This is a genomic window from Christiangramia lutea, assembly GCF_022489035.1.
Lineage (GTDB): Bacteria > Bacteroidota > Bacteroidia > Flavobacteriales > Flavobacteriaceae > Christiangramia > Christiangramia lutea.
Genome location: NZ_JAKVTV010000002.1, coordinates 629,357 through 639,985, shown reverse-complemented (window position 1 = coordinate 639,985; position 10,629 = coordinate 629,357). Strand labels below are relative to the sequence as shown.

General features: G+C 38.2%; 12 protein-coding genes and 1 rRNA gene. 4 read left to right on the top strand and 9 right to left on the bottom strand.

Annotated elements, in window-relative coordinates; translation table 11 throughout:
* Positions 1-13: 13 nt before the first annotated feature.
* Positions 14-124: ribosomal RNA gene (gene rrf, locus ML462_RS09290) — 5S ribosomal RNA — on the top strand.
* Between the two features lie 250 nt (positions 125-374).
* Positions 375-980, top strand: a complete 606-nt coding sequence (locus ML462_RS09285) for a hypothetical protein (protein ID WP_240713528.1) — start codon at positions 375-377, stop codon at positions 978-980.
* Between the two features lie 54 nt (positions 981-1,034).
* On the opposite strand, the gene ML462_RS09280 is transcribed toward ML462_RS09285, so the two are convergent.
* The 3 genes from ML462_RS09280 to exaC form a co-directional block, all read right to left on the bottom strand.
* The gene (locus tag ML462_RS09280) at positions 1,035-1,532 is read right to left on the bottom strand and encodes a GNAT family N-acetyltransferase (RefSeq protein WP_240713527.1); all 498 of its coding nucleotides are present in this window, start codon (positions 1,530-1,532) and stop codon (positions 1,035-1,037) included.
* 171 nt (positions 1,533-1,703) lie between these two features.
* Positions 1,704-2,087, bottom strand: coding sequence for a DUF779 domain-containing protein (locus tag ML462_RS09275; RefSeq protein ID WP_240713526.1), 384 nt, complete (start codon positions 2,085-2,087; stop codon positions 1,704-1,706).
* A 3-nt stretch (positions 2,088-2,090) separates the two neighbouring features.
* Positions 2,091-3,614, bottom strand: coding sequence for an acetaldehyde dehydrogenase ExaC (gene exaC / locus ML462_RS09270; RefSeq protein ID WP_240713525.1), 1,524 nt, complete (start codon positions 3,612-3,614; stop codon positions 2,091-2,093).
* A 221-nt stretch (positions 3,615-3,835) separates the two neighbouring features.
* On the opposite strand from exaC, the gene ML462_RS09265 reads away from it, so the two are divergent.
* On the top strand, positions 3,836-4,747 hold the full coding sequence (locus tag ML462_RS09265) for an AraC family transcriptional regulator (protein ID WP_240713524.1): 912 nt from the start codon (positions 3,836-3,838) through the stop codon (positions 4,745-4,747).
* A 46-nt stretch (positions 4,748-4,793) separates the two neighbouring features.
* Here ML462_RS09265 and ML462_RS09260 read toward each other — a convergent pair whose 3' ends face one another.
* The 3 genes from ML462_RS09260 to ML462_RS09250 form a co-directional block, all read right to left on the bottom strand.
* Positions 4,794-5,336 (bottom strand): lipocalin family protein, encoded by a 543-nt coding sequence (locus ML462_RS09260; RefSeq protein ID WP_240713523.1) that lies wholly within the window; start codon positions 5,334-5,336, stop codon positions 4,794-4,796.
* A 109-nt stretch (positions 5,337-5,445) separates the two neighbouring features.
* Positions 5,446-5,874 carry a DUF4268 domain-containing protein gene (locus ML462_RS09255; RefSeq protein ID WP_240713522.1) on the bottom strand — a complete coding sequence of 143 codons (429 nt, stop codon included), beginning with the start codon at positions 5,872-5,874 and terminating at the stop codon, positions 5,446-5,448.
* A gap of 1 nt (position 5,875) precedes the next feature.
* A complete protein-coding gene (locus ML462_RS09250) occupies positions 5,876-6,559 on the bottom strand; it encodes a ZIP family metal transporter (protein ID WP_240713521.1) in 684 nt (227 codons plus the stop codon).
* Between the two features lie 114 nt (positions 6,560-6,673).
* Here ML462_RS09250 and ML462_RS09245 point away from each other — a divergent pair, with 114 nt between their 5' ends.
* Positions 6,674-7,837 (top strand): THUMP domain-containing class I SAM-dependent RNA methyltransferase, encoded by a 1,164-nt coding sequence (locus tag ML462_RS09245; RefSeq protein WP_240713520.1) that lies wholly within the window; start codon positions 6,674-6,676, stop codon positions 7,835-7,837.
* Here ML462_RS09245 and ML462_RS09240 read toward each other — a convergent pair.
* From ML462_RS09240 to rlmD, 3 genes are read right to left on the bottom strand one after another with little or no spacing between them, the layout of a single operon-like run.
* A complete protein-coding gene (locus ML462_RS09240; RefSeq protein ID WP_240713519.1) occupies positions 7,834-8,538 on the bottom strand; it encodes a DUF6048 family protein in 705 nt (234 codons plus the stop codon). The genes ML462_RS09245 and ML462_RS09240 overlap by 4 nt on opposite strands.
* Positions 8,519-9,064, bottom strand: coding sequence for a DUF6452 family protein (locus ML462_RS09235; protein WP_240713518.1), 546 nt, complete (start codon positions 9,062-9,064; stop codon positions 8,519-8,521). Before ML462_RS09235 ends, ML462_RS09240 begins: the two co-directional genes overlap by 20 nt.
* A 6-nt stretch (positions 9,065-9,070) precedes the next feature.
* On the bottom strand, positions 9,071-10,480 hold the full coding sequence (rlmD, locus tag ML462_RS09230) for a 23S rRNA (uracil(1939)-C(5))-methyltransferase RlmD (protein WP_240713517.1): 1,410 nt from the start codon (positions 10,478-10,480) through the stop codon (positions 9,071-9,073).
* Positions 10,481-10,629 lie beyond the last annotated feature (149 nt).

Sequence of the window (10,629 nt, the reverse complement as noted above, 5' to 3'; positions counted from 1 at the left end):
ATAACTTACCTTTTAAGGTGGCTATAGCAACGGGGCTCACCTCTTCCCATCCCGAACAGAGTAGTTAAGCCCGTTAGCGCAGATGGTACTGCTATCATTGTGGGAGAGTATGTCGCCGCCTTCTTCTTGAAAACCCTTTATCCAAAAGATAAAGGGTTTTTTTATACCCGAAAGTCAACAGATTTTCAGACTACCCTGATTAGATAAAACTTCAAAACTCATAGATTAATTAGTCGTTTTATATTAGCATAAGGATTTTATTCAAAAACTTAATTTTTTTTAAAACTACTGAATTGCAAATAATTGCAGAAAATAAATACCGGTAATAAAATAATTCCTTTATATTTATTAGGTCTAACCGTAATAAATTAAATATGAGATCATTTCTTTTGAAGGGAATCTATTTATTAGTGTCCCTTTCTATTTTAGCCTGTAGTTCTGATAGTGTTGAGAATAATGATAAACCAAGTGGGGACTCCTATATGAAGGCAAATTTTGGAGATTTGGAATGGGAAGCCAATGATATAGTTGCACAATTAACGGTAGTTCCAGACCAGGGAGGGCAGAGATTTGATCTAACTGCAATAGGAATGAAAAGGAAACTGGTAATGGCCACAGCTGAAATGGATAATTCCAGTGGTAAACTTACTACAAAGGTCTATGAGAATGATTTCGCCTTAATGTTCTTTTATTTCGGTTTTAGTAACGATTTCTGGTATGGAAACTATGCTGATATTCCTGATTTTGATTCGGAGCCCGATATTAAAATAACTGTCACAGAATCTTCTGAAACTGCTATTTCAGGAACATTTTCAGGTACATTTTACCGGATCACCGGAGAAACCGAGTATGAAGGAACCCAGTTTCCTGAGGTACTTAAAATAACCAACGGTGTTTTCAATAATATTCCTTTTCAAACTGTGACTGTTCCGGAAGGTAGCTTAGCCATAGAAAAGAAGCGGCCCGATTTTCAAAATTGAAAGGCACCTTTACCAACTTAATTTAAGTTTCCATAAAAGGGTAGAAGTAAATTCTTACTCTATATCGTTCAATAGAGCATATAGGTCAACGCTGATATACTTACCATTTTTGATTTCCGAATCAATCATTCTACCTTCAAAATTGAAACCTAATTTTTCCAGGACCCTGGATGAATTTTTATTTCCTGCTTCTACATAGGCTTCAAGCCTATGTATTTCTTTTTCTGAAAACAGATATTGAATGATTTCTTTTCCCGCTTCTTTTATTATCCCTTTCCCCCAATATTCCGGAAACAACCAAAAGCCGATTTCAGCTTTTTTATGCTCATCGTGATAATCGTTAAAACCTATAGCACCACAAAATTTCTTAGAATCTTTAAAACGAATAGCCCACCACATGCCAGATTTGGATTTTTCGAGGTTTGAATACCAGTTCATTTGCTCTTCAGTTTCTTCTAGGCTTGAATAGCTCACTCCATAAAACTTGATTATTTCAGGCATTGATAAACCTCTGTGAATATCGGGTTTGTCAGAATTTTTAATTCTGCTCAATAGCAATCTTTCAGTATTTATTGTAGGAAATTGATCTGGTGTCAAAACGAGTAAAACTAGTATATTATTCCATTGCATTATACGGAATAATTCTAATTTTTTCTCAATAATAAACAGAAAGACCAATCGATAACTACCGATTGGTCTCTCTTCAACCTAACCAAAAATCATTTAATCCATAAACTCTTCCCCATGTTTGATGGATTGAAGGTCTTCCAGTTCATCAGATTTAAACATTCTGGATTTTATCACAAATCTCAGGCCCATGGGGATTTCGAGTGAAAAACTAGAGCCCCTGCCTTTGGTGATATCTACCAGGAGATGGGTATGTTTCCAGTATTCGAACTGATCCTTGCTCATAAAGAAGTCACAACCATGAACTGTACCCAGCCATACATCATTTTCATTTAGGAGAAGATCTCCTTTTTCCAGGCACATGGGGGACGAACCATCGCAGCATCCTCCGCTTTGATGGAACATCAATTTACCATGTCGTTCCTTAAGCTGGTCTAGAACTTCACATGCTTCTTTTGTTATATCAACTCTACTGTGCATATTCTAAAAGAACCCCATTGGTTTTTTATCATAAGAAACAAGCATATTCTTAGTGTGGCGGTAGTGGCTCAACATCATTTTATGATTCTCACGACCAATACCTGATTTTTTATAACCTCCGAATGGAGCATGTGCAGGATATTGATGGTAGTTGTTCACCCAGACACGTCCTGCTTTTATAGCGCGAGAGATTTGATATGCCTGATGCATATCTCTGGTCCAAACCCCGGCACCAAGTCCATAAAGCGTGTCATTTGAGATCTCTATAGCTTCGGCTTCGTCTTTAAAAGTGGTAACGCAAACTACCGGTCCAAAGATCTCTTCCTGAAAAACTCTCATTTTATTATTACCCTTTAAAATTGTTGGTTTTATATAATATCCGCCATCAAGGCCTTCATTAAAGGCAGCTTCTCCACCTGTAAGCACCTCACATCCTTCTTCTTTACCTATATTGATATAATTCAGGATCTTTTCATATTGATCGTTGGAAGCCTGGGCACCCATCATGGTATCTGGATCTAACGGATGTCCTAATTTAATAGCTTTTGTCCTTTCTATCACTCGTTCTATAAACTTGTCGTAGATACTTTCCTGAATTAATAATCGGGATGGGCAGGTGCAAACTTCACCCTGGTTAAGGGCAAACATCACCGCTCCTTCAATGCATTTATCGAAATAGTCGTCATCTGCATCCATGATGCTTTCAAAGAAAACATTTGGAGATTTACCTCCTAATTCTAGTGTTACCGGAGTGACATTTTTTGAGGCATACTGCATGATTAATTGCCCGGTGGTGGTCTCTCCTGTGAAGGCTACTTTATTGATTCTAGGACTGGATGCCAGAGGTTTTCCAGCTTCAGCACCGAAACCATTTACGATATTAAGTACGCCGGCCGGTAGGATATCCTCTATAAGTTCCATAAGAATCATGATCCCTACCGGTGTTTGTTCCGCGGGTTTTAGAACAACGCAATTCCCTGCAGCCAGGGCAGGAGCGAGTTTCCAGGTAGCCATAAGAATTGGGAAATTCCATGGGATTATCTGTCCAACAACTCCCAAAGGTTCTGTAACATTTATGCAAACTGTTTCAGAATCCAGTTCAGCAACCGATCCTTCTTCAGCTCTAATAACTCCCGCAAAATACCTGAAATGATCTACTGCAAGTGGCAGATCTGCTGCCAGTGTTTCCCTAACTGCCTTACCATTATCCCAGGTTTCAGCTCTGGCAAGATCTTCCAGGTTCTTTTCCATTACATCTGCGATCTTCAATAAAAGGTTGCTTCTAAAGGTGGCAGATGAGTTATTCCATTCTGGCGCTGCCTTCCATGCGGCATCAATCGCTTTATTTATATCATCTTCAGTAGATCGGGCAACTTTGGTGAAACTATTTCCGTCTACAGGAGAGATATTATCAAAGTATTCTCCTTTTACCGGGGCGGTCCACTTTCCGCCAATATAGTTATCATATTTATCCTTGAATTTGGGCTTTTGAATATCTTTTTTCTCAGTGGTTTGAACGTTGCTCATAATTTATAAGTTTTAATTAATCTAAAAAGTGAAGACTTCTAATTGGTTTATATTTAGAAGCCTACTAAAATTAATATCTACATTCTAAAAACACCTGACCTATTCTATCAATACTATGAACAATTCTTTAATTTATTGATATATTCTTAAAATTGAAATCCTTAAATTGTATATTCAGGATTAAATAGGTGGTTTATTTCTGAATTATTAATTATTTGCTGATGGATCTATCAAAGAAATTTTACGAGAGTCGGAAACTTGAAAACCTTGTAGAAAATCAAACTTCTTATACCCTGAACAATGCTGCGCTTCATATCTTTGAAACGCATGAACAGGCTGACAAGGTTTTATTACGCTTTGACAAACCAGTCCTGGCAAGTATGCTGAAGGGAAAGAAGATCATGCACCTTCGAGATCAGCAGGCATTCAATTTTCTACCTGGAGAATCGCTTATTCTGCCTTCAAATGAAATGATGTGTATAGACTTTCCTGAAGCTCAAATTAGCAATCCAACCCGTTGCCTCGCCATGGCGATTTCTGAAGATAAGATTAATAATGTTTTAAACAGGATGAATGAATCCATGCCGAAGGTGGAGAATAGGGAATGGAGCCTGATGGATTATAATTTTCATTTTACTAATGATACGGGCATTTACCAGATTTTGCAACGGCTTTTATTCTTATTTACCGAGGATCATCCTTCCAAAGATCTTTTTGTAGATAATATGCTGGAAGAACTTATTATTAGAATTCTTCAAACAAATTCCAGAAAAATTTATAGTGATCAAAGTTTTAAGCTTAGTTCCAGCAACAGGCTGGCTTACATTGTAGAATACATCAGGAAGAATCTCCACAACCCATTATCAGTAAAAAGTCTTAGCAGGAAGGCCTGCATGAGTGAATCGAACTTTTACAGGGTCTTTAAGAACGAATTGGGCATTTCTCCCACCGATTTTATCAATAATGAGAGAATTAAACTTGCGGTTAGTCTGCTTCAAAACCCGGAAATGAGCATTAAAGAGATCTATCAGGAATGCGGGTTTGAAAGCAGGTCTTATTTTAATAGAGTTTTTAAAAGAAGAAAAAAGGTAGCCCCCGGAGACTATCAGGCAAGATTTAACGTTAGGGCATAAAAAAAGCACATTTGACATGTGCTTTTTATTTTAAAGACTATTTCGCTTATCTCGAAAATTCATAATATTCATTCACTTCGATTCTAGAGGTCATTCCGGCCATTTCCGGAACTATTTCCTGCTCACCTCTTAAAATCAAGGTATTTTCAGAAATTTCAACTATTTCCATTTCTCCACCTCCTGAAGATGGAACCTGCTGTCCCTGCATTTCCCCCAAAGTATTGCTAAGGTTGAGCATATATCCGTCTATACTGTAATCTCCGGTACTGGAAGCTCCATTTACAGGCATTTCGTTGGTAAGTCCTTCAATATCCATTACTACCGTGTAGTTTCCCTGAAAATTGAATGTGTTGTCTGAGTTGAATTTTATGCTGGCATTAATATCCTTTGCTTCTCCCAGGCTTGTAACGCTTATACCTTCAAAACTGGAGGTCATACTGTAATCCCAGGCTTCAAGATTCCATTCATCCACGATCTCAGAGGAAATGGTACCATCGCCTTGTTCTTCATCGGGATCGTCACTTTCAGACGAACATGAAATAAAAGTAATAAACAAAAAAGCAAGCAGTGAAAATTTAATCGTTTTCATCTTTTAAAAAATTAAATGGATTAGTAAAAAATAAAAAGATGTGGTAGGGAATGACAGGAAGTCTCTATCTTTCTGAAAGTCAAAATAGTAAAAAATGACTTATGCTTGCCTAGTTTTTAATAAAATCGGCAAAATCATTAAAAAACTCTTCTAACTGCAGCATATTGGTAGCTAGAAAATTCTTGACCTCAGGCCAGTCTTTTTTATTATGAATACTAACACCATCGATCTTCGTATAAATTCTGGAAATGATCTTGCCTTCAGGCAATTCATGAAATTCATCCAGGATCGCTTCCGGTAGGTGTTCAGATTTCAGAATCTTTTCCAGAGACTTCATCTTTTCAAAATAATATGCTCGTATTAGTTCGTCGTCATCGTCTATATCCAGAGATACCATGGCAAATTTCCTCGTAAAACTGAATTTGAGCTGAATTTCTTTCATTTTAGTGTTATACAACAACCACTTATGCGGAAATTCCTTTCCAAAACTTGTCCAGAACTCCTGTCGTAATTTTTTAGATTCTTCCCTGCTGAACATTTTAAATAAAGTAAGCCAGTAAAATTCCTAAAATGATCACTCCCAGCTTGGATGCATTGAAGGAGTGATTTTTCGAAGACTCAAAAAGTATGGTCGTAGAAACATGTAAAAATATACCAATCACCATGGCATTTACATATTCTGAATATTCCGAGATTATGGCTATATTATTTTTGAGCCAGCTTCCCAGAGGAGTCATAAGTGCAAAAAATGCCAGGAATAGAAACACTTTCAGTTTACCCAGCTTGCTATGCAACAAGAATACCGAAAGGATTGCTGCAACTGGAATCTTATGAACTACCACGCCATGAAGAAGATGATTATCCTTGTCTAGTGGAAACCCCTCGAGTAAAGAGTGTAAACTTAAACTGAAAAGCAACATAACCGGCAAGGCCGAGGAATTTTCATTAAAATGAAGATGCCCGTGTTCAACACCTTTTGAAAGAAATTCGAGAACGATCTGCAATAATAAACCCAGCATGATAAATACACCAATTCCGGTATCGGGTTCACGATATACTTCAGGTAACAGTTCAAGTACTGTGACGGCCAGTAGGTAAGCACCACTAAAAGCCAGCAATAACTTGAAGCCTGAAGAGCTTCCCGGTTTGAGAAAAAGTGAAATTACGTAACCGATGATTACGGCCAGTATGGGCAGTAGATAAATATATAGATCTGTTGGCAAATTATTTATGGTTGATTGGTCGTGGACAGTCCAAAACAAATCGCTGAACAATCCTGCAATAATTATACTTTCGGACAAAATTAACTTATTTTTGTCGTTCTATAAAGAAGGATTATGGCTAATAACTACAGAATGATCGCCAAGACCTTATTTGGTTTTGAATCGATCCTGGCAAAAGAATTACTGGAACTTGGAGCAATGGATATAAAAGAAGGGAACCGTATGGTTAGCTTCGTGGGAGACAAAGGCTTCATGTACAAGGCAAATCTCTGTTTGAGAACAGCTATTAAGATCCTGAAACCCTATGAAAGTTTTCGAGTTAACTCAGAGGAGGAACTTTATAATAATATCAAGAAGTTGCCCTGGGAAAAGTTCCTTGATGTAAGAGGAAGCCTGGCTATAGATTCTGCGGTACATTCTGATATTTTCACTCATTCCCAGTACGTTGCTTTAAAAGCTAAAGATGCGATCGTAGATCGTTTCCGTGAGAAATTTGGGGAAAGACCAGATGTAGATCTCGAATTCCCAGACCTGCGAATTAATATTCATATTGAAAAGAATTTCTGTAATGTTTCATTCGATAGTTCAGGAGATTCACTTCATAAAAGAGGATATCGATCTGCTACCAATATTGCACCTATTAATGAGGTTCTTGCGGCCGGGATGTTATTGATGTCTGGTTGGAATGGGCAATGCGATTTTCTGGACCCGATGTGTGGAAGCGGGACAATTCCTATTGAAGCGGCCATGATCGCCTGTAATATTCCGCCGAACCTGAATAGAAAGGAATTCGCCTTCGAAAAATGGAACGATTGGGATGAGGACCTGTTTGAGAAAATTGAGGAATCATCAATGAAAAAGATCAAGGATTTTCATTTTAAGATCAAAGGATACGACAAGGCACCATCAGCGGTTATGAAAGCAAAGGATAATGTGAAAAACGCCAATCTTTCTGAATTTATAGAGATACAGCAAAAAAGCTTTTTCGAAAGTGAAAAAGAGAATGACGGATATCTGCATATGCTCTTCAATCCACCATACGGCGAGCGACTGGAAATTGATGTAGAGGAGTTTTACGGTAGGATAGGAGACACCCTGAAGCAGAATTACCCGGGAACACATGCCTGGTTCATCGCTACAAATTTCGAAGCTATCAAAAGTGTGGGCTTAAGAGCTTCCAGAAAGATCAAAATTTATAATGGGCCATTAGAAGGCAGACTTCTAAAATATGTCCTATACGAAGGATCTAAGAAAAGAAGTAAGCAGCAGAATTCTTAATTCCTGGCTTTTTTGTAGAATGGGATCATGTAGGAGATGGTGTAACCAAAGCCAGCACCAAATTCACTTCCATCATAAGTTCTTCCAAAACCTGGAATGGCGAGATTGTCAAAATTTCCAGGGCTGTTCTGACCAATTCTTCTTTTTAGCTGAACATTAGCTGCCAGGTAAAGATTATTTAGCACTTCTACTTTAATTCCTAAGATCACCTCGGCCCAGCTGGCGGTTAATCCAGTAGTTTCTGAATCATCTTCTCTAATATCGGGGCCAAAATAGTCTGAAGAGGTATAAATTCTATAGTTATCCAGGGTTTGAGAGAAAGTTGCAAAACCATACCGTAATCCTACAACTATTGCGTTTTGCATATCCAGCCAGTTTTCATAGGCGTTGTAATCTCCACCAACCTTTATATAACTTCCGTTGGTGATTGTTTCGATATTATCGCCCTCAAAGATTATTTCTTCATTTCCCAGTTCAGCGGCTATATAATAATTTTTGTAGATCCGGTAATCACCCACGAATTCAATACCCTTATAAGTATTATCAATAAAGGATCTAATGGGTTTGCTAAGATCTACACCAACTCTTATCCCGTATTTTTCAGTGTATTCAACCGTATCGTTGACAGCTAAGTTTTGTTGAGCTTTTACTGAAATTCCCAGTAATAAAATTATAAGAAGACTAGAAAAATATCGATACATGGGCTTGATTTTGGTCTTCAATATTAACTTCTTCAATCTGTACTTCTTCAATCCAGCTGCCATCATCCCCTTCTTCCAGATTTACCTTAAGGCCTACGTAGTTTATCTTATAGGCACAGGCCCTGTTGATATAATTTTCATTTCTTCCATAGGTGAAACTAATTACATCTGTATTCTTTATACCTTCTTCCTCTGCAGCATCAGTATTGTTTACGATAAACTCGAAAATAGTTTGATCACTGTCTGTGCGTAATGGAATGGCCAAACTGTCTCCAGTGAACCGCTGATAAGTTATGGTCTCGTCCCGGTTATCTTCATTTCTTATAAAAACATAATCTTCATTTCCCTCTTCTCTAATTCCTAAGTTCTGAGGAGCCTGAAGATCATTTGGTTCCTCATTCTCGTAGAATCGAATAATTAATAATGGAGTTGTATCGGTAGTTTCCGGGCAAATATCATCACGCTGGCAGCCCAGGCTGATCAAAATTCCGATAAGTAGGAGAAGAGAATATGTCCTTAATTTCATAAAAATCTATCGTTTTTCCAGGCAAACTACATTTTCAACATGGTGCGTCTGCGGAAACATATCTACTGCCTGTACTTTGGTAACTTTATAATGCTCGTCCAGGAGGGCAAGATCTCTTGCCTGGGTCGCAGAATTACAGCTAACATATACAATTCGCTGTGGCAATATACCAATAATTTGGGCTACAACGTCCTTGTGCATTCCATCCCTTGGCGGATCTGTAATGATCACATCTGGGTGACCGTGCTGCGCTATAAAACTCTCGGTGAATACCTTTCGCATGTCTCCAACATAGAACTCGGTATTATCGATATTGTTGCGCTCAGCATTTTCTTTTGCATCTTTTATTGCTTCCGGTACAGCTTCAACCCCAATCACTTTTTTGGCGTTTTTTGCTACGAACTGAGCGATGGTACCCGTTCCGGTATAAAGGTCATAGACCAGTTCATCACCTTTAAGATCGGCATATTCCCTGGCGATCTTATAAAGATTATAGGCCTGGTCTGAATTTGTCTGATAAAACGACTTGGCGTTGATCTTAAATTTGAGACCTTCCATTTCTTCAAAAATATGATCACGGCCCTTAAAGCAAATCACTTCCTGGTCGTAGATGGTATCATTCGCCTTATTGTTCACTACGTATTGAAGCGAGGTGATCTCAGGAAATCTTTCTGCTACGGCATTCAGAAGTAATTCTCTCTTTTCCTTATCATCTTCGAAGAACTGAACCAATACCATGATCTCACCGGTAGAGGTCGTTCTAATCATCAGTGTTCTCAAAAGACCTTCCTGGTTTCTTGTATTGAAGAATTCAAGACTATTTTCAGTAGCGAACTCCTTTACGAAATTCCTGATGGCATTGCTTGGATCTGCCTGTAAATGACACTTTTTGATATCGAGGATCTTGTCCCACATACCTGGAATATGGAAACCAAGAGCATTTCTATTTTCTATATTCTCCCCGCTTTGTATTTCATTCTGGGTAAGCCAACGGCTGTCGCTAAAAGAGAACTCCATTTTATTTCGGTAGAAATAGATCTCCTCACTTCCTAATATAGGGGTGATCTCTGGAAGTTCAATTTTTCCTAGCCTGCGCAGGTTGTTCTTTACTTCCTGTTGTTTGTATTCTAGTTGGAACTTATAATCCATGTTTTGCCATTTACATCCTCCACAGGTTCCAAAATGCTGGCATACAGGTTCAGTTCTTTTATCGGAAAGCTTATGAAATTCTACGGCAGTTCCCTGGTAGTACGATCTTCTCTTCCTGGTTGTTTGTACATCTGCAACATCACCCGGAACAGCATTATCTATAAAAATGACCCTTCCATCTGGAGATTTAGCGACTGCCTTCCCTTTGGCTCCGGCATCAGTGACTTCAATTTCAGTAAAAAGCTTATTTTTCTTTCTTCTTGCCATAGCGCAAAAATAGGATAATTAACAAGATTTAAATAGGAGGCAGTTGAAATTTTCAGCAAACATTTAGTAATTTGCAACAATTCAAATTTCAGGGATGATTTCTCTCCCGTATTGCCGATTTTCAACCGGAAAAGAAGGAATAGCATTAC

Excerpts from the sequence above, each read along its gene's own strand:
- rlmD (WP_240713517.1), bottom strand. The coding sequence starts at position 10,480 with ATGGCAAGAAGAAAGAAAAATAAGCTTTTTACTGAAATTGAAGTCACT.
- ML462_RS09245 (WP_240713520.1), top strand. The coding sequence starts at position 6,674 with ATGGCTAATAACTACAGAATGATCGCCAAGACCTTATTTGGTTTTGAA.
- ML462_RS09255 (WP_240713522.1), bottom strand. The coding sequence starts at position 5,874 with ATGTTCAGCAGGGAAGAATCTAAAAAATTACGACAGGAGTTCTGGACA.
- ML462_RS09240 (WP_240713519.1), bottom strand. The coding sequence starts at position 8,538 with ATGTATCGATATTTTTCTAGTCTTCTTATAATTTTATTACTGGGAATT.
- ML462_RS09285 (WP_240713528.1), top strand. The coding sequence starts at position 375 with ATGAGATCATTTCTTTTGAAGGGAATCTATTTATTAGTGTCCCTTTCT.
- exaC (WP_240713525.1), bottom strand. The coding sequence starts at position 3,614 with ATGAGCAACGTTCAAACCACTGAGAAAAAAGATATTCAAAAGCCCAAA.
- ML462_RS09235 (WP_240713518.1), bottom strand. The coding sequence starts at position 9,064 with ATGAAATTAAGGACATATTCTCTTCTCCTACTTATCGGAATTTTGATC.
- ML462_RS09275 (WP_240713526.1), bottom strand. The coding sequence starts at position 2,087 with ATGCACAGTAGAGTTGATATAACAAAAGAAGCATGTGAAGTTCTAGAC.
- ML462_RS09265 (WP_240713524.1), top strand. The coding sequence starts at position 3,836 with ATGGATCTATCAAAGAAATTTTACGAGAGTCGGAAACTTGAAAACCTT.
- ML462_RS09260 (WP_240713523.1), bottom strand. The coding sequence starts at position 5,336 with ATGAAAACGATTAAATTTTCACTGCTTGCTTTTTTGTTTATTACTTTT.